The sequence below is a fragment of the Streptomyces phaeofaciens genome (assembly GCF_014648915.1).
GTDB lineage: Bacteria > Actinomycetota > Actinomycetes > Streptomycetales > Streptomycetaceae > Streptomyces > Streptomyces phaeofaciens.
In genome coordinates this window covers 19,191-40,121 of sequence record NZ_BMSA01000011.1, presented here as the reverse complement: position 1 = coordinate 40,121, position 20,931 = coordinate 19,191, and the positions used below count along the sequence as shown (strand labels likewise).

At 73.4% G+C, this 20,931-nt stretch carries 11 protein-coding genes and 2 pseudogenes; 2 read left to right on the top strand and 11 right to left on the bottom strand.

Annotation, left to right across the window (positions count from 1 at the left end):
* Window positions 1-10: 10 nt before the first annotated feature.
* Genes IE275_RS19500 through IE275_RS19480 form a run of 5 tightly spaced genes read right to left on the bottom strand, consistent with a single transcriptional unit; the run spans window position 11 to window position 5,594 of the window.
* Entirely contained in the window at window positions 11-1,273 is a 1,263-nt protein-coding gene (locus IE275_RS19500; protein ID WP_189712607.1) for an MFS transporter, read from the bottom strand.
* Window positions 1,257-2,318, bottom strand: coding sequence for a dipeptide epimerase (locus IE275_RS19495; protein ID WP_189712606.1), 1,062 nt, complete (start codon window positions 2,316-2,318; stop codon window positions 1,257-1,259). Before IE275_RS19495 ends, IE275_RS19500 begins: the two co-directional genes overlap by 17 nt.
* Window positions 2,315-3,403: a PLP-dependent cysteine synthase family protein gene (locus IE275_RS19490; RefSeq protein ID WP_189712605.1), complete on the bottom strand. Its 1,089-nt coding sequence runs from the start codon at window positions 3,401-3,403 to the stop codon at window positions 2,315-2,317. Before IE275_RS19490 ends, IE275_RS19495 begins: the two co-directional genes overlap by 4 nt.
* Entirely contained in the window at window positions 3,400-4,341 is a 942-nt protein-coding gene (locus tag IE275_RS19485) for a Rossmann-like domain-containing protein (protein ID WP_189712604.1), read from the bottom strand. Before IE275_RS19485 ends, IE275_RS19490 begins: the two co-directional genes overlap by 4 nt.
* Window positions 4,338-5,594: an ATP-grasp domain-containing protein gene (locus IE275_RS19480; RefSeq protein ID WP_189712603.1), complete on the bottom strand. Its 1,257-nt coding sequence runs from the start codon at window positions 5,592-5,594 to the stop codon at window positions 4,338-4,340. Before IE275_RS19480 ends, IE275_RS19485 begins: the two co-directional genes overlap by 4 nt.
* Before the next feature lie 233 nt (window positions 5,595-5,827).
* Here IE275_RS19480 and IE275_RS19475 point away from each other — a divergent pair.
* A pseudogene (locus IE275_RS19475) lies at window positions 5,828-6,521 on the top strand (M24 family metallopeptidase).
* Window positions 6,522-6,615: 94 nt separating this feature from the next.
* On the top strand, window positions 6,616-7,755 hold the full coding sequence (locus tag IE275_RS19470) for an NAD-dependent formate dehydrogenase (RefSeq protein WP_189712800.1): 1,140 nt from the start codon (window positions 6,616-6,618) through the stop codon (window positions 7,753-7,755).
* 261 nt (window positions 7,756-8,016) lie between these two features.
* On the opposite strand, the gene IE275_RS19465 is transcribed toward IE275_RS19470, so the two are convergent.
* The 6 genes and pseudogenes from IE275_RS19465 to IE275_RS45985 all read right to left on the bottom strand — a co-directional run.
* Window positions 8,017-9,798, bottom strand: coding sequence for an FAD-dependent monooxygenase (locus tag IE275_RS19465; protein WP_189712602.1), 1,782 nt, complete (start codon window positions 9,796-9,798; stop codon window positions 8,017-8,019).
* On the bottom strand, window positions 9,798-10,571 hold the full coding sequence (gene ubiG / locus IE275_RS19460; RefSeq protein ID WP_189712601.1) for a bifunctional 2-polyprenyl-6-hydroxyphenol methylase/3-demethylubiquinol 3-O-methyltransferase UbiG: 774 nt from the start codon (window positions 10,569-10,571) through the stop codon (window positions 9,798-9,800). Before ubiG ends, IE275_RS19465 begins: the two co-directional genes overlap by 1 nt.
* Before the next feature lie 39 nt (window positions 10,572-10,610).
* Window positions 10,611-12,452: an asparagine synthase (glutamine-hydrolyzing) gene (asnB, locus tag IE275_RS19455; protein WP_189712600.1), complete on the bottom strand. Its 1,842-nt coding sequence runs from the start codon at window positions 12,450-12,452 to the stop codon at window positions 10,611-10,613.
* A 42-nt stretch (window positions 12,453-12,494) separates the two neighbouring features.
* Window positions 12,495-12,992 carry an SRPBCC family protein gene (locus IE275_RS19450; RefSeq protein WP_189712599.1) on the bottom strand — a complete coding sequence of 166 codons (498 nt, stop codon included), beginning with the start codon at window positions 12,990-12,992 and terminating at the stop codon, window positions 12,495-12,497.
* A 38-nt stretch (window positions 12,993-13,030) separates the two neighbouring features.
* Window positions 13,031-13,720 (bottom strand): class I SAM-dependent methyltransferase, encoded by a 690-nt coding sequence (locus tag IE275_RS19445; protein WP_189712598.1) that lies wholly within the window; start codon window positions 13,718-13,720, stop codon window positions 13,031-13,033.
* Window positions 13,721-13,728: 8 nt separating this feature from the next.
* A pseudogene (locus tag IE275_RS45985) lies at window positions 13,729-20,898 on the bottom strand (type I polyketide synthase); the annotation flags it as partial.
* Window positions 20,899-20,931 lie beyond the last annotated feature (33 nt).

The following is a 20,931-nucleotide window of genomic DNA, read 5'->3' as shown; positions in this document are numbered from 1 at the left end:
TCGTCCTTCCTCAGACCGTCACGGGTATCGCGGGCTTCGACGGCTGCGGCAGGGACCCGAGCCGGTGCAGCCGCGCCACGCCCAGCGCGGAGGCGAGCCCGAACAGCGCGCAGCACGCCCACGGCAGCCAGCCGGCGCCGCCCCGCTCCCCGGTGTCCATGGCCCAGCCGACGACGGCGTTGCCGACGGCTGCCGCGATGCCGGAGACCACGTAGAAGACGCCGAAGTAGGTGCCGGTCAGCCCGGGCCTGCCGAAGCCGGGGATCAGCTCCATCACGAACGGCTGGGCGATCATCACTCCCAGGTGGAGCAGCAGCGCGCCGGCCAGGACGGGCAGGGCACGCAGCGCCGCGCCGGCCACACCGTCAGGGCCGCCGGAGCCGGCCGTCACCACGGCGGGCGGCAGGAACGCCAGGGCCATCAGACCCAGGCCCGCCGCGATCCAGCGCGCCCGGTCCCCCCGCTCCTTCAGGGCATGGGTGATGCGCAGCTGGAACGCCAGATTGGCGAGGGTGCCGACGAGGAGGACCAGCCCGGCCGCACCGTCCCAGCCGGTGGCCCGGCGGGCTCCGTCGGGCAGCAGCAGGTACAGCTGGTTCTCCAGGGTGAACATGCCGATCATGGCGAGGGCGAACGCGAGGAAGGCGCGGTTGCCCAGCACCTCGCGCCAGTCCGCGAGAACGGTGGCATCGCTCGGCCCGACCTTCCGGGCGGGCAGGACCAGGGCCTGCGCGACGGTGAGGGCCGCGAAGATCCCGGCGGCGGTCAGCGCGGACGTGCGGAAGTCCACCAGCAGCAGCACGCTGCCCAGCAGGGGGCCGATCAGGGCGCCGGTCGTGGCGAACACGTTGAACAGGGCGAACGCCTCGGCCCTGCGCTCCGCCGCCTCCTGGGCGAGGTAGGTGCGCACGGCGGGGTTGAACAGCGCGCCCGCGAGCCCGCTCAGCACGGACGCGGCGAGCAGCACGGCCAGGCCGTCGCCGAGCGCGAACAGCGCGAACCCGGCGGTGCGCAGGGCGCAGCCGGTGATGATGACGCCGCGCGCCCCCAGCCGGTCGGCGGCGGACCCGCCGATGATGAACAGCCCCTGCTGGCTGAGGTTGCGCACACCGAGGACGACGCCGACGACGACCGCCGACATGCCCAGGTCCTCGTCCAGGTGGGTGGCCAGATAGGGGATGAGGAGATAGAAGCCCGTGTTGACGCCGAGCTGGTTGACCAGCAGGAGCTGGACCGCGAGCGGCAGGCGGCGCGTCTCACGCCAGGTCCGCATGCGCCACCGCCTCCCGAACTCCCAGACCGGGAAGGCCGTTCGGGCGGACGACTCCGTCCTCGCCGCCGATGCCGGTCCACGGGTCGCGGGCGAGCAGCAGGTGCCCGTCGAGGTCGGCCCAGCGGGCCCGGCCGGCGAGGTGGACGGCGGGCGCGAGGCCGAGGCTGCTGGCGGTCAGGCAGCCCAGCATCAGCTCCGTGCCACTGCCGTCGATCGCCTCGGCGATACGCAGGGCGGCGTGCGCCCCGCCGCACTTGGCGAGCTTGACGTTGACGCCCTGGACGCGTCCGGCCAGGTGGCGGACGTCGTCCAGGCCGACGGCGTCCTCGTCGGCGATGACCGGCAGCGGTGAGCGTTCGGCCAGCGCGCCCAGCGCCCGGGGATCGCCCGGCGCGAGGGGCTGCTCGACGGCCTCGACGCCGAGGTCGGCGAACCGGGGCAGCAGCGCCTCGGCCCGCGCGACCGTCCAGGCGCCGTTGGGGTCGAGGAGCAGGCGGGCCCGGGGCGCGGCGTCGCGGATGACCCGGACCCTCTCCACGTCGTCCTCCGGATCGGGCGTTCCCGCCTTGACCTTGATGATCTCGAAGCCGCTCGCCACGAGACGGCGGGCCTGGGCCGCCGCGTGGGCGAGGGAGGTGATGCCGATGGTGCGGGCGGTGGCCGCGACCGGAGGCCTCCCGGCACCGAGCAGCCGGTGCACGGGACGGTCGGCCCGCTTGCCGACGAGGTCGAGCAGCGCGGCCTCGGCGGCGGCGGTCACGGCCGGGGGAGTGCGGCCCTCCCCGGCCGGCCCGGCCGCCCACAGGGCGTCCAGGGCGCTCTCGGGGTCGGGGAAGCGGGCGAGGTCCGTACCGACGGCGGTCAGGAGCCGTTCCAGGGTCCGGACGTCGAGCCGCTGGTAGACGCTGCTGACGGCCTCGCCGTGACCGGTGACGCCGTCGTGTTCGACGGTCAGCCATACGGCGTCGCGGGCGGACATGGTGGAGCGGGAGATGCGCAGCGGCTCGGCGAGTTCGAGGCGCACGGTGCGCAGGCTGGCCTTCACGGGGTCCTTTCCGGACGGGGGACGGCCTTCAGCGGGTCGGTGACGCGGGTGCAGCGCGCCCAGCCGGTGGCCTCCACCGCACGGGGGTGCGGGATCTCGACCGGGCAGGTGGCCGCCGCGGCGGGGTCGAGGCCGTGGGCGGTGGTGAAGTCGTCCTCGTAGACGGTGCCGAGGTAGCGGTGCGGGCCGTCGGGGAAGACGGTGGCGACGACCGCGCCAGGGTGGACGCGGGCCGCCCAGGCGGCGACGCGGGCGGCGGCGCCCGTGCTCCAGCCACCGCTGACGAAGCTTCCGCGGGCCAGTCGGCGGCAGCTGTCCACGGCCTCGGCCGGGCCGACCCAGTGAACCTCGTCGAAGGCGTCGTAGGCGACGTTACGAGGGTGGATGCTGCTGCCCAGGCCGCGCATCAGCCTCGGCCGGGCGGGCTGGCCGAAGATGGTGGAGCCGGTCGAGTCGACACCGATCAGCCGCAGAGCGGGCCAGCGCCGCCGCAGCGGGCCGATCACGCCCGCGCTGTGGCCGCCGGTGCCGACGCTGCACACCAGGACGTCGAGATGGTCGAGCCGGTCGACGAGTTCGGCGGCCAGAGAGGCGTAACCGGCAGTGTTGTCAGGGTTGTTGTACTGGTCCGGCCAGTAGGCGCCCGGCAGCACGGCGAGCAGCTCACGCAGTCGGCCGAGCCGCGCGGCCTGCCAGCCGCCCCGGGCCGCCGGATGGGCCACGATCTCCAGCCGCACCCCATGAGCGCGCAGCAACTGCCTCATGGACGGCTCCAGTTCACTGTCGCCGACCAGTACGACGGGATGCCCGAGCGCCTGCCCCGCGAAGGCGAGCCCGATGCCGAGCGTGCCGGAGGTGGACTCCACCACCGGTGCGCCGGGCCGCAGTTCGCCGCGCTCACGGGCGCCCCGCAGCATCGACACGGCGGCCCGCGCCTTCATGCCGCCCGCCGCGAGCCCTTCGAGCTTGGCCCAGAATCCGGGGTGCGGGCCTGGCAGGTCGGCGGTGACCCGGACCAGGGGAGTGCGGCCGAGCAGGGTGAGCAGCTCCGGGCGGGCGACGGGGCGTACGGCCGTCGTGGTCATCGTCCCCCCTCCGGATCAGGGCCGCCGTACTGGTGCACCGTGCCGGGGCCGCCGTCGAGCCAGAAGAACGGGTACGGCTCGGCGCACACCGCGCTCACCCCGTGGCCGAGGAAGCGGGGCAGGACGGCGCTGCCCGTCTGGGCGAACATCACCAGCTGTTTGCCGTGCCGCAGCGCGTGCCGCCGTAGCGGATCGAAGGTGCCGTTGCCCAGCGTCATCCCGGACACCAGCAGCGCGTCGCAGCGGTCCGCCTCGGCCGGCGCGTCGGTGACGACCGCCTCGCCCCACTCGGTCAGCCCGCCCTTGAGATCACAGGGCACGTAGTCCAGCCGGCGCGAACGCAGCTCCTCCAGCAGCGAGTTGACGACACCCACCACCAGCACGGTCGCGCCCGCCGGCAGATCGAGCAGCTCGACGACGGCCCTCGCCCGGGCCCGGGACTTCTCCAGCGACGTCCCGGCGGGCAACGGCACGGGCCGCGCCCCGTTCGGCGCGGTGTGCGGGTGGACGTGCATCAGATAGGCGTCCAGCGCGGCCACCCGCACCGGCGCCAGCGGATGCCCCAGCAGCCGGGCCACATCGGTGCCCGCACAGTCGTCGATCGTGCCGTCGGGCAGCGTCCCGGGCTCGACCGCGCACGAGCCGACGGCCGAGCCCAGGCGCAGGCTGAGGACGTCGTTGCGGTAGCCGGTGCCGCGCCCGTCGTGCCGTACCGCCTGCCGCGTGCCGAAAGCCACGGCGATCCGCTGCGAGGCGGGATCAGGGCCCAACTCACCGGCGAGGACGCGGGCCACGAGCTCGTCGTACGACTCGTGGGCCGCGACCGTCGTGCGGGCGGATCGGGCGACGGGGGCGATGTCGGCGGGGTGGGCGATGTGGGCGGGGTGGGCGATGTGGGCGGGGTGGGCGATGTGGGCGGTGTGCGGGGTGGCGGTCATCGGATCACCAGCGTGCGTCGCAGCTCGTCGAGCAGGGCCTCGACATGGTCGCGGGCGCCCGGTCCCTCGGCATCGCCCGCCATGACATGCCCGAGGTACTCGTTGTTGCTGCCGGCCGCCTTCACCTGTGCGCCGGGCTCGGCGAGCCGCACCTCCAGTACGCCCGGCACGTCCCGGAGCGCGTCGCCGTCCAGCGACTCGAGCGTGCCGGAGGTCTCCGGGACGAGGAAGCCGACGGCCGCGCTGCGCAGCCCGGTGTCGCCGCGCCGCAGGTCGGGCCGGCGGCCGAGGGACACCTCCACGAAGGCCGCGGCCAGGTCGATGCCGGTCACCCGGCGGACCAGCTCGGTGATGCGGTTCCCGGCGGGCCGCGGATTGACCTCGACCACGCGCGGCCCGGCGGTGGTCAGCTTGATCTCGGTGTGCGCCACCACACCGTCGGTCAGGCCGAGGGCCTCGAGCGCGGCGAGGGCGGTCCGTTCGGCCCCCGCGATGTCGGCGGGCGGCAGGGCGGCCGGGAACATGTGCCCGGTCTCGATGAACGCGGGTGCCCCGCCGATGCTCTTGTCGGTCACGCCCACCACATGCACCGCACCCGCGTGCGACACCGTCTCGACGCTCACCTCGGGGCCGTCCAGCAGTTCCTCCAGCAGGACGGCGGGATCCCGGCGCTGCCCCCGGGCGTTGACCGGGAAGTCGGCCAGCGCCCTTACGGCGGCGGCGAGTTGGATCTCGTCGTCCACGCGCCGCACATGCATGCCCGCGCAGAGGTCGACGGGCTTGACGACGAGCGGGTAGCCGATGCTCCGCGCCGCCCGGGCGAGGTCGGCCCACTCCTCGTGCACGGCGAAGCGCGGCCCGGGCACCCCCGCGTCGCGCAGGACACGGCGGGTGGTGTCCTTGCGGCAGGCGCTCTGCACCGCCTCCGGGGCCGGGCCCGGCAGGCCCAGACGTGCGGCGATCCGTGCCGCCGTCGGCAGGTAGTAGTCGCAGGACGTGAGCACGCCGTCGAAGCGCAGCACCTCGTGCAGGCGCGCGATCCGAGGCAGCAGGGCGTCGGTGTCGTTGGTGTCGGCCGTGATCACGTTGCGCGCGCCGAGCAGCGGGTGTGCCGCCGCGTCGGGTGCCGGGCGGAGGTAGTGGTGCAGGTCGCGGGTGAGGAACGTGAACTCGTGCCCGCCCTCCCGGATCGCCCGCGGCAGCAGTCTGCTCATCGACCCGACCCAGCTCTCGACCATCAGCAGATGCGTCACAACTCCCCTTTTCGTGGGCTCGGTTCAGGCTCGGCGCCAGGGCATCCCGGAGAGCCCTCGGGCGGGAGGGGCCGGGTGCTGCGCACGCACACGCTATCGATAATCATTTTCATTTACCAGCCCGGGGCCGTCCTGCCCTCGGGTGATGATTCGGCCGCCCCCGCCTCGAAGGCCCCGGGCGGACCGCTCTTGTCCGATTGCCGGGAAGGGGAGGGAAAAGTACGTTCGCCACCATGGCGGATGACGACGAACCCACGCGTGCGGCACGGCTGCTGGACGCACAGGCGAAGGCCGTTCGGCTGTTCGCGGAGATCGACAGGCGCGGCCTGGTGGTGCCGGGGGCCGGGGAGCGGGCGGTCGGCGACCGCGTCCGGGATCTCGCGAACGAACTGTTCGGCACCACCCGGCACTGGCACAAGCGGATCGTGCGGTCCGGGCCGAACACGCTCGAGCCGTACCGGGAGAACCCGCCGGACCGGGTGATCGGTGCGGACGACATCGTGTTCGCCGACTTCGGGCCGATCTTCGAGGAGTACGAGGCCGACTTCGGGCGGACCTTCGTCCTCGGCGACGACCCGGTCAAGCACCGGCTGCGGGACGACCTGGCGAAGGCCTTCGCCGCCGGCAAGCGGTTCTTCGCCGACACGCCCGACATCACGGGCAAGCAGCTGTACACCGAGGTGGAGCGGCTGGCCGCCGAGGCCGGGTGGGAGCTGGGCGGCTGGCACGCCGGCCATCTGGTCGGCGAGTTCCCGCACGCGTGGATCGACGGCGGACGTGGAGTCGTACATCGCCCCGGCGAACGACACCCCGCTGCGGCGCACGGACATGGCCGGGCGCCGCTGCCACTGGATCCTCGAGATCCACCTCGTCGACCGCGAGCGAGGCTTCGGCGGCTTCTGCGAGGAACTGCTCACCCTCGGCTGAATCCCGCCCCTTCGCGAACCGGGCCGGCCCCGCCCCGCCCCGTCGATCACCCGGTTCCCCGAGCCGTCCCGCCGCATCGGCAGCCGACCGCGTCCTGTACGACGACCCGACCGACGGATACCCGACCGCGTACGCCCGCGACGACCTCCCCACGATCGACCACTACCCGGGCGGCCAGACCACCCCGACCCCGGAAGCCGTCGACTTCACCCCGGGGCACCTCCTGGGCAGCGTGTCCGGCGAACTCGGCCTGCGGGACTTCCTGGAGAAGGCCGGCCACACCCTCGTCGTCACCTCCGACAAGGACGGCGACGGCTCGGTCTTCGACCGTGAGCTGGCCGACGCGGACGTGGTGATCTCGCAGCCGTTCTGGCCGGCGTACCTGACGGCGGAGCGCATCGCCGCCGCGAAGAACCTCAAGCTCGCCGTCACCGCGGGCATCGGCTCCGACCACGTCGACCTCGACGCGGCCGTCGCGAACGGGGTGACGGTCGCCGAGGTGACGTACTCCAACAGCATCAGCGTCGCGGAGCACGTGGTGATGATGACGCTGTCCCTCGTGCGCAACTACCTGCCCTCCCACCAGGTGGTGCTCGACGGCGGCTGGAACATCGCCGACTGCGTGGCCCGCTCCTACGACCTCGAAGGCATGCACGTCGGCACGGTCGCCGCCGGGCGGATCGGCCTCGCCGTCCTGCGCCGCCTCGCGCCCTTCGAGGTACGGCTGCACTACACCGACCGGCACCGGCTGCCGCGCGAGGTCGAGGAGGAGCTGGGGCTGACCTTCCACGAGAGCGCGGCGGACATGGTGCCGCACTGCGACGTCGTCACCGTCAACGCGCCGCTGCACCCCGAGACCGAGGGGCTGTTCGGCGACGAACTGCTCGCCAGGATGAAGCGCGGCGCCTACCTGATCAACACCGCGCGGGCGCGGATCGTCGACCGGGACGCCGTCGAACGCGCCCTGCGCGGCGGGCAGTTGGCGGGCTACGCGGGCGACGTCTGGTACCCGCAGCCGGCCCCGGCCGACCATCCCTGGCGCAGCATGCCGCACCACGGCATGACCCCGCACATCTCCGGCTCGTCCCTCTCGGCGCAGGCCCGCTACGCGGCCGGCACCCGCGAGATCCTGGAGTCCTGGCTCGCGGGCCGTCCGATCCGCGACGCGTACCTGATCGTCGACGGCGGAGCCCTGGCCGGCACCGGCGCCCACTCCTACTCGGTCACCAAGTGACCCGGTGAACCGGGGGAGGCCACCGCCCATCCCCTCGGACGCGGTCGACACGCACGGTCCTCGACCGCATCCGGGCGGCGGCCTCCCGGGACGTCACACCCGGCCACGGCGGCACGGCCGTGCAGACCGGCCTGCGGCCGTGCGGACCGGCCCCCGGCCCCCGCGGACCGGCCCCCGGCCCCGGCGGACCGTACGGCGGCGTCGCCCCGCTGCCGGCCCACGGTCGTACCGCCCGCCCGCCCGCGCACGCGCCAACTGCCGTCAGCGGCCGCTGGGTGTGTGCAGCAGGGTCGCCAGGATCTTCGGCAGGTCCTGTGCCGACGCGGACGACGCGGCGCGCCAGGCCACATGGCCGTCGGGGCGGACCAGGACACCGCCGTCCGCGTCGACCTCCCGCAGCCGTTCCCAGGTGCCGTACGGGTCGCGCGGGCCGCCGGCCGTGCCGACCGGCCGCACGGTGACCTCGACGCCGGTCAGCCGGGCCGCCTCCCGGGCCGCCTCGTGCCAGGCCTCGCCGCCCCGGCCGGTCAGGAGCACGAAACGGCCGTGCCCGACGAGGTCCAGGGTGGAGCAGCGGAGCCGGCCGTCCTCCAGCCAGGCGTGCGGCAGCCGTGCGCCCGGCCAGGTCGTGGCCTGGTAGTACAGCTCGGGGTCGCGGTCCTGGGCCGGTTCCGGTGTGCCGTCGTCCACCCGGGCCCCCGCCCGGTAGCGGTGGCCGATCTCCATGCCGTGCGCGTTGACCTGGCCGTTGATCCGGTCGGTCGCCGCCGCCAGCGCCTCCCGCCGGGCAGCCGCCTCCGGTGTGTCGTCGTGCAGGCCGCGCAGCAGCGCCCACTGCTCCTCGGCGCTCTGGCCCTCCTCGTACCCGAGGGCCGCCGGGATGCCGAGGAAGTCGAGCATGCTGCGCACCGCACGGTCCACGGCGTGGCCGCCCACCGGGAGCCGCTCGGTCTCGTAGGTGGCGAGGAGTTCGGGTCCGGCCAGGCCGGCGAGGACCAGCCGCAGCTTCCAGGCCAGGTTGTGGGCGTCCGCGACCGCCGTGTTCAGGCCGAGGCCGTTCGTCGGCGGCATCTGGTGCACGGCGTCGCCGACACAGAACACCCGCCCGGCGGCGAAGCGTTCGGCGACCTGCGCGTTGACCTGCCACGGCGAGACGCTCTTGATCCTGATGTCGATCGAGGGGTCGCCGATGCTCTGGCGGATATGGGCGGTGATCTCCTCGTGGTCGTCCGCGGAGAAGCCCTCCGGATCGTCGTCGTGGTCGAGGAACCGCAGATACACCCACTCGTTCCAGGGGCGGATGCTCACGAAGACGCGGCCGTCCCCGGCCGGGCGGCCCGGCACGCCGCCGATGTAGAGGATCGCCGGACGGTCGGCGCTGTACCGCGAGAGGTCGGCCTCGAACCACACCGACGCCACCCGCGCGATGCCCTCGTGCCCCTGCATCCCGATGCCGGCCTGCTCCCGCACCCGGCTGCGCGCGCCGTCGGCGCCGATCACATAGTCCGCGCGGACCGTGTACTCCTGCCCCGAGTGCCGGTCGCGGAGCACGGCGGTGACGCCGTCGTCGTCCTGCGTGAGGCGCTGGAAGTCCTGCCCGCCACGGAGTTCGCCCACCCGGGCCCGCTCGATCTCGTCGACCAGGATCGGCTCCAGCAGATGCTGGGCGAGGTTGCACATCCGGCCGGGGCTGGCCGCCAGGTAGTCCCCGATCCGGTCGGGGCCGTTGCCGTACGCGTCCAGGCGGCTGACCTCGGGGCCCGCGAACGTCGACATGAAGACATGGTTGGCGAAGAGCGGGCTCGGGGTCGCCTCGGCCAGCACCCGGTCCTCGACCCCCAGATCGCGGAAGATCTCGCCGGTGCGCTGGTTGAGCAGGTGGGCGCGGGGCGTGTGCGCGCTGCCGTCGTAGCGGTCCACCAGGAGGTGGCGGACACCGTACCGGGACAGCGCGAGGGACGCGGTGAGCCCGGCCGGACCGGCGCCGACGACGAGTACGGGGACGTGGATCGCCGGCGTGGCGGTGCTCTGGGTCGTGTCCATCAGGCGGCCTTCCTCGCGAAACCGGCGTAGATGACGGAGGTGTCCTTCGGATGGACACCGAGGCCGAAGCGGCGGCCCAGTTCGCCGTAGGTGATCTCGCCCCGGGCGCGGCGGCGCATGTCCTTCAGCAGCTCCAGCTGCGGCCGGGTGGAGGCGAAGCCGATCGTCTCCTGGTTGTCCAGACCGTGCCGGCGGAACAGCGCGTACAGCTCCTCGGGCCTGATGAAGCTGTTCCAGTCGTGCAGGTCCTTCGGGGCGAAGCTGACCGACTTCCACTCCTGGGCCATCTTGATCATGGCGAGCTTGGAGCGGAAGGTGCGGTTGATCGTGTCGTACAGGTAGTGGCCGCCCGGCTTCAGTACGCGCACCGCCTCGCCGACCGCCCGGTCGGTGCTGGTGACGTGCTCCAGGGTGTCGCAGCAGTACACCAGGTCGAACGTGCCGTCAGGGAACGGGAGTTCCTCCGCCACGCCCTGCCGGTAGTCGATCTCCAGGCCCTGCTCGCGGGCGTGGGCGCGGGCCGCCTCCAGCGAGGGGCCCGACGGGTCCATGCCGGTGACCTGGGCGCCCGTACGGCTGAAGCGCTCGGCGAGCAGCCCGCCGCCGCAGCCCACGTCCAGCACCCGCAGGCCCTTCGGCTCCAGCCGCAGCCGGGTGGTCAGGACGTCGTGGAAGTACGTGAAGCGGGCCGGGGTGAACGCCTCCAGCGTGGCGAAGGGCTGGTTGTCGTCCCACCAGGAGAGCTGGTCGTAGAGGTCGTTGTCGACTGCCATGCCGTGGGTGCTCCTCGCAGAGGGGGGTGGGATGGGGGGTCAGGAGAGCTTGAGGGTGGGGCGGTGCACATCGAGCCAGACGGCGAGGTCGAGGACCCGCTCGAACGCCTCGCGCTCGTCACGCTCCACGGCCTCCGGCCGCCCCTGGACGGCCTTCGTGAGCGCGGCCCGGTCGAAGAAGTCGACCGCCTGGTGGCCGCCCGCGAGCAGATCGCCCACCTGGTGCTGCAACGCGCCGACGTACCGAGGCTCCTGCGTGTGCGGGTAGAGCGCCTTGACCCGCTCCACCACCGAGGTGGGCAGCACATCGCGCACCGCCGCCCGCAGCAGGCTCTTCTCCCGGCCGTCGAACGTCTTCATCGACCACGGGGTGTTGAACACGTACTCCACCAGCCGGTGGTCGCAGAACGGCACCCGGACCTCCAGGCCCACGGCCATGCTCATCCGGTCCTTCCGGTCCAGCAACAGGCCCAGCAGGCTGGTGAGATGGACGTAGCAGAACTCCCGCATCCGGCGCTCGTGCGCGTCCTCGCCCGGTACGGCCGGGAGCTGGGCGACGGTGTCGGCCCAGCGCTGCGCCCAGTAGCCGGGCACGTCCAGCGTGCCCAGCAGCAGGGAGGGGTCGATCAGCTTGGTGGGATGGGACCTGGGCCCGAGCCCGGAGGCCGTGACCCACGGGAACATGGCGGCCTCCTGCACGACCGGCAGATGGAACCACGGGTACCCGCCGAAGATCTCGTCGGAGGACTCGCCCGACAGCGCCACCGTCGCGTGCTCCCGGATCGCCTTGAACAGCAGGTAGAGGGAGTTGTCCGCCTCCCCGAAGCCGAACGGCAGATCCCGCGCGGTGACGACCGCGCGCCGCACCTCGGGATCGGCCAGCGCCTGGTGGTCCAGCCGGATGTCGGTGTGCACCGTGCCCACGTGCGCGACGACCTCACGGGCGTACGGCGCGTCCGGTGAACCGCGCAGCTCGTCGGCGCGGAAGTCGTCCGGCTGCTCGAAGTCGACCGTGAACGTCCGTGTCTCCCGGCCGCGTTCGGCCATCCCGCGGGCGGCCAGCGCGGTCAGCGCGCTGGAGTCGAGGCCGCCGGAGAGCAGCACGCACTGCGGCACGTCCGCGACGAGCTGCCGGCCGACACTGTCCTCCAGCAGCTCCCGCACCCGGCGCACGGTCGTCGCGGTGTCGTCCTCGTGCTCGGCGACCTCCAGCCGCCAGTACAGGCGCTCGCGCGGCCCGGCGCGGTCGACGATCAGCAGGCTGCCGGGCTTGACCTCGCGCATCCCCGCCCACACGGCGCGGCCCGGCTCCTTGACGAACCCGAACAGCTCCCGGAAGCCGTCCGTGTCCACGACCGGCTGCACCTCCGGGTGGGCGAGGATCGCCTTGGCCTCCGAGCCGAACAGGACGCCGTCCTCGGTCTCGTACACGTACAGCGGCTTGATGCCGAGCCGGTCGCGCAGCAGGACCAGCTTGTCCGTGCGGCCGTCCCAGACGCCGAGCGCGTACATCCCGTCGAGCCGCTCGGCGAACTCCTCGCCCCACTCCAGGTAGGAGTGCAGCACCACCTCGGTGTCGCTCGTGGTGCGGAAGCGGTGACCGCGCCGGCGCAGCTCGTCGCGGAGTTCGACGAAGTTGTACGCCTCACCGCTGTACGTCAGCACGACCGGGCCGTCCGGCGTGTCGACCGTCATGGGCTGGACGCCGCCCTCCAGGTCGATGACGGACAGCCGCCGGTGCCCGAGCGCCGCGGACGGTGACAGCCAGGTGCCCCCGGCGTCCGGGCCCCGGCAGACCATGGTGGCGGTCATCGCGTCGAGCGCGGGGCGTCGGGTCCGCAGGTCCCGCTGGAAGGCGATCCAGCCGGCGATCCCACACATGTGTGTCTTCCTTCGGTCGGGGGTGCGTGTCGTGTGCTCGGGTCAGCGGTGGGCGGCCATGTACACGGGCAGCCCGTCGATGTGGGAGCGGCCGGTCGGGGCGAACATCCATCGGTCCAGCGGGCCCTGGAGATACGACCAGGGGCGGTTCAGCTCGGCGGCCCAGCGCCAGCTGAACCGCGAGCCGCCGTCGGTCGGTTCGACGACGTAGTCCTCCACGAGATGCCGGAAGATGTTCTTGGTGCCCTCGACGGCGGTGAACGTCTTGCGCCGGCCCTCCTCCCAGCGGAAGAACCGCTCGCGCAGCACGAAGTCGCCGCCCAGCTCGATCTCCCGGGTGGTGCCGACGCCGTGGGGACGCGGTGAGGTCCACGTGAGGCGCTTCATGCCCTTGGTCCAGCTCGACACCCCCTCACCGGTGAGCGCGGCCCAGGTCTCCTCGGCCGGGTACGGCAGTTCGACGGAGCGGGCGTGATGGAGGGGGGCGGTGGCGAAGAAGGAGTCGTCGGCCTCTTCGACCGGGTACCAGCGATCACCCATGGCGGGTCCTTTCGGCAAGGCGGTGTCCGGGCGGGGGGCTACTTCGGCTTGCGGGCGCGGAAGAGGCCGACGCTGCCCCGGGTGACCAGCTCGAAGTCGTCGAAGTTCTGCTCCAGTTGGGCGCGCAGGTCACCCAGACTGTCCTGGTCGTTGTGGAACACGCCCTTGGCGTTGAGGTTGCCCATCAGCCACCGGCCCGCCCGGGTGACCGGGACGCCGGAGGACAGCACCGTGCTGCCGAACACGGTTCCGCCCGGCTTCACGGCCGCCGCCGCGTGCTTGATCGCCACACCCTTGTCGCGGAGGCTGCCGGGGATGCAGTGCAGCAGGAAGCTCAGCGCCGCCGAGTCATGGCTCTCGTCCGGCACCGGCAGCGGCTCCAGCGCGTTGGCGACGACCTTCGTCGTCTCGACGAAGCGCAGCCGCTGCGCGGTGAAGTCGAGGGTGGCCGGGTTCAGATCGGCGAGCGTGACCTTCGGGTTGGACACCGGGAACCGGGTGCGGGACAGCAGGTATCCGGTGCCGACGCCGATCTCCAGGTGCTTCGCGCCGATGCTCGTGCGGTACAGCTGCTCGAAGTTGCTCGGGTGGCAGCGCCAGAACCACGGTGCGCTGCCCCGGAACACGACGAGGTCGTAGAAGGCCAGGGCACGCCGGTGGTAGGGGGCCTGGCCGTCCAGGACCGCTTGGTCGATCTCGTGCGGCTGAGCGCCGTTCTCGGGAGACATGGGTGTGCTCACCTTCCGTGAGGGGCGGGGACGGGGGAGGGGGAGGGGGACAGCGACGACAGGTGGTCGCGGATCGCGTCGAGCGTCGTCGGGGCGTGGTCGGTGGTCGTGGTGAAGTGGTCGCCGGGCACGTCCACGACGACGGGTGCGGGCCGGGCCGGCCAGTGGGCCTGCCAGCCGGTCGTGGGGAAGCCGGGCAGGGGCTCGGTGGCGCGCACGAGGAGCGTCGGACGGGCGGGGCCGTCGTCGTCGGGCCGCCGGCCGGCGGCGAACAGGCGCGCGTAGCCGCCCATCGCCGTCAGCACGGTGTCGTCGTCCGGGCCCGTCCGCCGGGGGTCCGCGGCGAGGTGGGACTGGATCCGCGGCAGCACGGGGTGCCCCGGCTCGTAGCTGTCGATCAGGACGACGGCCGTCGGGGCGTGCTCGCGCAGCCGGGCCGCCACCGCGTGCGCGATCCAGCCGCCCGCCGAATGGCCGAGCAGCGCGAACGGCCGCTCCCGCATGAGGAGTTCGACGTCGTGCGCGTGCACCCCGACCAGCGCGTCGAGGTCCGCGGGCAGCGCCTCGCCGGGCGCGAACCCGGGCGCCGGCAGCACCCAGACGTCCCGCTCGCCCCGCGCGCGGGAGGCGAGCCGGGCGTACTGGTGGGCGCCGGATCGGCTCGCGAACGACGGGAAGCAGATCAGTACGGGCCCGCCGTCCCCGCGTGCCAGCCGTACGGGCGCCGGGCGGCGTACGGCCTCGGGTGGCGTCGACGCGTCGAACGTCTCCCGGAACCGGGCCGCCTCCTCCAGGAAGGAGCCGAACTCCGCGAACCGGCCCTCCCGCCCCGCCCGGAGGGCCAGTTCGGTGAGGAACCCGGACGGTGCCGCCCGCGGCGCGGGAGCCGAGTCCGCCGTGACCGTGAGGAGCGACGACTCGACCAGCACGGCGTGCAGATGGGCGGCCAGGGCGTCCAGCGTGGGGTGCTCGAACACGGCCGTGGAGGCGAGCGGGGCGCCGGTGGCCGACTGGAGCCCGGCCCGCAGTTCGGCGGCCGTGAGCGAGTCGATGCCGAGTTCCGGCAGACCGGGGGCGGCGTCGACCTCCGTGGTGTCCCCGTGCCCGAGGACCGCCGCGACCTCCTCGGCGAGGAGCTCCCGCAGGACGGCCTCGCGGGCGGGGACGGGAAGCGGGGCGAGGCGGGCGTGCAGTGCGGAGGCGGGGGAGGGGGAGGACGGGACGGGAGCGTCGGTGGTGGCGGGTACCGGCCCGGGGGCCGCCGAGGGGCCGGTCGTGGGGCCTGTGGGGGCTGCCGTGGGGTCCGTCGTGGGGCCCGTCGTGGGGCCCGTCGTGCGGCTCGTCGTGGGTGAGTCCGGCCAGTAGCGGCGGCCCTGGAAGGCGTACGTGGGCAGGGCGACGGTGTCGCGGGAGGAGCCGAGCAGGGCCGACCAGTCCACCGGGACACCCCGGACGTGGAGCCGGGCGAGGGCGGCGACGGCGCTCTCCGGCTCCGGACGGCCCCGCCGCAACAGCGGTATCGCCTCCACCGGGGCGCCGGGACGGTCCGCCGCGCTGTCCCGCACCAGCGCCGACAGCACACCGCCCGCACCCGGTTCGAGGACCGTCGTCACACCGTCGTCCAGCAGCCGGCGCACCCCGTCGTGGAAGCGTACGGTCTCGCGGACGTGCCGCACCCAGTACGCGGGCGAGCACACCTCGGCGGCGGCCGCCGGCGCGCCCGTGAGGTTGGAGAGCAGGGTCAGCCGGGGCGTGTGGAACGACAGGGCGCCCGCGACCTCGCCGAACTCCTCCAGCACGCCGTCCATCAGCGGCGAGTGGAACGCGCGCGAGACCCGGAGCCGCTTGGTGCGTCGGCCTCGCCGCGCGAACGCCGCCACCATCTCGTCGACGGCGCCCGAGACCCCGGACACCACGACGGCACGCGGGCCGTTGACCGCGGCGACGCCCAGCGCCCCGGAGCCGGCCGCGAGCAGCTCGGTCGCCTCGTCCTCGGTGGCCTCCAGCGCGGCCATCGCCCCACCCTCCGGGGACGCCTGCATCAGCCGGCCGCGCGCGGCCACCAGCCGGCAGGCGTCCTCGGCCGACAGCACGCCCGCGACGTACGCCGCCGTCAGCTCGCCGATCGAGTGGCCGCCCACGACATCGGGGACCACGCCCCACGACTCCAGCAGCCGGTAGGCCGCGGCGCCCACGGCGAACAGCGCGGCCTGCGTGTGCACGGTCTCGTCCAGCAGCGCGGACGTCCGCGTGCCGGCCTCCGCGAACAGCACCTCACGGATGCCGGGCAGCCGCCCGTCCAGCTCGCCGTCGACAAGCGCGCACAGCTCGTCCAGGGTCCTCGCGAAGACCGGATGGTGCGCGTACAACCCCCTTCCCATGCCGGGGAGTTGACTGCCCTGTCCCGGGAAGAGGAAGGCGAGCCGGCCGGTCGCGGTCCGGCCCTGGACCAGGCCCGGTGCCGCCGTGCCCGTGGCGAGGGCCGTCAGCCCCGAGTCGAGGGCGGCCCGGTCGCCGCCGAGGACGACGGCGCGATGCGGGAGCGCCGAGCGGGTGAAGGCCAGGGAGCGTGCGACAAGCGTGGGGTCCGTGGCGTTCGGGGCGACCGCGGTGTCGGTGTCGGTGTCGGTGTCGGTATCGGTGCTGGTTCTGGTGCTGGTGCTGGTGTCGGTTGCGTTCGTGGGGTCGAGTCGGGCGAGGTGGGCCCGCAGGCGCTCCGCCTGGGCCCGCAGGGCCGCCGCGGAGTGCGCGGACAGCAGCCACGGCACGACGGGCGCCGAAGCACTGGGGGCGGGCGCGGTGACCGTCTCCGGTGGGGCCTGTTCCAGGATGACGTGCGCGTTCGTCCCGCTGATGCCGAACGCGGACACCCCGGCCCGGCGCGGCCGGCCCCGCTCGGGCCACTTCACGGTGTCGGCGAGCGGTGTCACGGCCCCGGCCGACCAGTCCACGTGCGGGGTCGGCTCGTCCAGATGCAGGGTGCGGGGCAGCACCCCGTGCCGCATCGCCTGCACCATCTTGATCACCCCGGCCACGCCCGCCGCCGCCGCGGTGTGCCCGATGTTCGACTTCACCGAGCCCAGCAGCAGGGGCTGTTCGGCGGACCGGCCCCGGCCGTAGGTGGCGAGCAGCGCCTGGGCCTCGATGGGGTCGCCCAGCGGCGTACCCGTACCGTGCGCCTCCACCGCGTCCACGTCGCCGCTTTCCAGCCGGGAGTTGGCGAGGGCCTGGCGGATGACCCGTTGCTGGGAGGGCCCGTTGGGGGCGGAGAGGCCGTTGCTCGCACCGTCCTGGTTGGTCGCGCTGCCCCGGAGGACCGCGAGGACCCGACGCCCGTGACGGCGGGCGTCCGACAGCCGTTCCAGCAGCACCAGACCGACGCCCTCGGCCCACGCCGTGCCGTCGGCACCCGCCGAGAACGGCTTGCACCGGCCGTCCGGCGCCAGTCCGCGCTGCCGGCTGAACCCGACGAACGCCTGCGGCGTCGACAGCACGGTCACCCCGCCCGCGAGCGCCAGCTCGCTCTCGCCCGAACGCAGCGACTGCGCCGCCAGATGCAGCGCGACCAGCGAGGACGAGCACGCCGTGTCGACGGTGATCGCCGGCCCCTCCAGACCGAAGGTGTAGGAGAGCCGGCCGGACAGCACGCTCGCCGCGTTGCCCGTCATCAGATAGCCCTCCACCTCCTCCGACTCCGTCCGTGACGCGTCCAGCAGCAGCGGATAGTCCTGTCCGCTCAGCCCCGCGAACACGCCCGTACGGCTGCCGCGCAGCTCCGCCGGATCGATGCCCGCACGCTCGAACAGCTCCCAGGACGTTTCGAGGAGCAGCCGCTGCTGCGGGTCCATGGCCAGCGCCTCGCGCGGGTTGATGCCGAAGAAGGACGCGTCGAAGCGGTCCGCGTCGGCGAGGAAGCCGCCCTCACGGACGTACGTGTGCCCGGAACGCCCCGGGTCGGGGTCGTACAGCGACTCGACGTCCCAGCCGCGGTCCTGCGGGAACGGGCCGATGGCGTCCGTACCCTCCGCGACCAGCCGCCACAGGTCCTCGGGGGAGGCGACCCCGCCCGGATAGCGGCAGGCCATACCGACGATGACGATCGGATCGTCGTCCGCGCGTACGCCGACCTGGGGCCCCGAGGCGTCGCCCGTGCGGTCGTTCGTCCCGTCGAGGAGGGCGAGCAGATGACGGCCGAGGGCCTGGGGCGTCGGGTGGTCGAAGACGACGGAGGAGGGCAGCCGGGTGCCGGTGGCCCGGACGAGACGGTTGCGCAGCTCCACGGCCGTGAGCGAGACGAACCCCGACTCGTGGAAGGAACGAGTCGGTTCGAGCGGCTCCTCCAGCCCGAGGACCGCCGTGGCGTGGTCCGTCACCAGGTCCCGCATCACCTTCTCGCGCACGGCTTCCGGCAGCCCGGACAGCCGCTCACGCAACTCCGCCACGGCCGGGTCGAGTTCGTCCCCCGCGCCGTCCTCCGCCGGGACGTACGAGGAGACGGCGGCGCCCGGGACCGTCTCGACCCAGTAGGACTTGCGCTGGAAGGCGTAGGAGGGGAGGTCGATGTGACGGCCGGGCGTGGTGGTGAAGAGGGCCCAGTCGACGGGCGTTCCGTGGGTGTGGAGGTGGGCTGCGGAGGTGAGGAGGCGTTGCCAGCCGCCTTCGTCGCGGCGCAGGGTGCCGGTGACGTGGCCGTCGGTCGTCTCGTCGATCGCGGGGACGAGGACGGGGTGGGGGCTGCATTCGAGGTAGCTGGTGTGGCCGTCTTCGGTCAGCCCCTTGAGGGTGGGTTCGAGGAGGACGGTCTGGCGGAGGTTGGTGTACCAGTAGCCGGCGTCGAGCTGTGCGGTGTCGATGGGCTCGCCGGTGACCGTCGAGTAGAACGGGATCGTGCTGGTGTGCGGGGTGATGCCCTTCAGGGCTTCGGCGAGGTCGCTTTCGATGGCTTCGACGTGCGAGGTATGAGACGCGTAGTCGACGTCGATGCGGCGCGCGTGGACGCTCTCGGTCTCGCAGTGGGTCAGTAGTTCGTCGAGGGCGGTGGCGTCTCCGGCGACGACGGTTGTCTGAGGTCCGTTGAGCGCGGCGATCGATATACGGCCGTCCCAGGGGTCGATGAGCTCGGTCGCGTCCTTGCTGCTCAGGGGCAGGGAGACCATTCCGCCGTGTCCGGCGAGTTTGAGGATGGCTCGGCTGCGGAGGGCGGCGATCTTGGCGCCGTCTTCGAGTGTGAGTGCCCCGGCGACGACGGCTGCGGCTATCTCGCCCTGGGAGTGCCCGACGACGGCGGCGGGCTCGACCCCCAGGGACCGCCAGACCGCGGCGAGCGACACCATCACCGCGAACAGGGCGGGCTGCACCACGTCGACCCGGTTCAACGGCTGCCCGTTGCGGAGCACTTCACTCAGCGACCACTCCACATGCGAGGCAAGCGCTGCCTCGCACGCGGCGATGGACTCGGCGAACACCTGGGACGTGTCGAGGAGTTCGACGGCCATCCCGGTCCACTGCGACCCCTGACCGGGAAACACGAACACCGGCTGCTTCGAGTCCCCCTGCCCGGTGACGGTCCCGGGGGCCTCTTCTCCGGATGCCAACACCCTCAGTCCGGCGATCAGTTGCTCCCGGTCCCCGCCGAGCACCACCGCGCGCCGGTCGAGTGAAGCCCGCTGGGTCAGTAGGGCGTGACCCACGTGTCGTACGTCCTCGGGGCTCTGCCGGAGATGGTCGGCCAGCCGTGCCGCCTGTTCCCGCAAGGCTCCGGCTGAGCGGGCGGAGAACACGAGGGGGGCGAGGGGCGCGGGTGCGGCCGTGGTGGGCGGCTTCCCGGCGGGTGGGTTCTCCGGGGCCTGTTCCAGGATGACGTGTGCGTTCGTGCCGCTCACGCCGAAGGAGGAGACGGCGGCGCGGCGTGGGCGGTCGGTGTCGGGCCAGGGGCGTTGTTCGGTGAGGAGGGAGACGGCGCCGGTGGTCCAGTCGACGTGCGGGGTGGGTTCGTCGACGTGGAGGGTGCGGGGCAGTACCCCGTGTTCCAGGGCCTTGACCATCTTGATGACGCCGCCGACGCCGGCGGCGGCCTGGGTGTGGCCGATGTTGGATTTCAACGAGCCGAGCCACAGGGGTCGTTCGGCGGGGCGGTTCTGGCCGTAGGTGGCCAGGAGGGCCTGGGCCTCGATCGGGTCGCCCAGGGTCGTACCCGTCCCGTGCGCCTCCACGGCGTCGATGTCGGCGGTGTCCAGGTGGGCGTTGGCGAGGCTCTGGCGGATGACCCGTTGCTGAGCGGGGCCGTTGGGGGCGGTGAGGCCGTTGCTGGCGCCGTCCTGGTTGACGGCCGAGCCCCGGACCACGGCCAGCACCCGGTGGCCCTGCCGCTGTGCGTCCGACAGCCGCTCCAGCAGCAGGACGCCCACGCCCTCGCCCCAGCCGGTCCCGTCGGCCGACGCGGCGAAGGCCTTGCAGCGGCCGTCGGGCGCGAGGCCGCGCTGCCGGGCGAACTCCACGAACATGCCCGGCGCCGCCATGACCGCCGCCCCGCCCGCGAGCGCCAGTGTGGACTCACCGCGCCGCAGCGACTGCACGGCCAGATGCAGGGCGACCAGCGAGGACGAGCAGGCCGTGTCGACGGTGATCGCCGGGCCCTCCAGGCCGAAGGTGTACGACAGCCGGCCGGAGATCACGCTGGCGGCTCCGCCGGCGAGCAGGTAGCCCTCCAGGTTCTCGGTGGCGCGCTGCACGAGGCTCGCGTAGTCCTGCTGGCCGGTGCCCATGAACACGCCGGTGCGGCTGCCGCGCAGCACGGTCGGGTCGATGCCCGCGTGCTCGAACGCCTCCCAGGAGGTTTCCAGGAGCAGCCGCTGCTGCGGGTCCATGGCCAGGGCCTCGCGCGGGCCGATGCCGAAGAACCCGGCGTCGAACCGGTCGGCGCCGTCGAGGAAACAGCCCTCGCGGCCGTACGTCTTGCCCGGCGCGTCAGGGTCCGGGTCGTACAGCTCGTCGAGGTCCCAGCCCCGGTCGGCGGGGAACGGGGCGGCGGTGTCGCGTCCTTCGGCGACCAGGTCCCACAGCCGGTCGGCGGAGTCGGCGCCGCCCGGGTAGCGGCAGGCCATGCCGACGATCGCGATCGGCTCGCCCTCGACGGACCGCAGTTCCTGGAGCCGTTGCCGGGTCTCCTGGAGATCGGCCGTGACCCGCTTGAGGAAGTAGCGGAGCTTGTC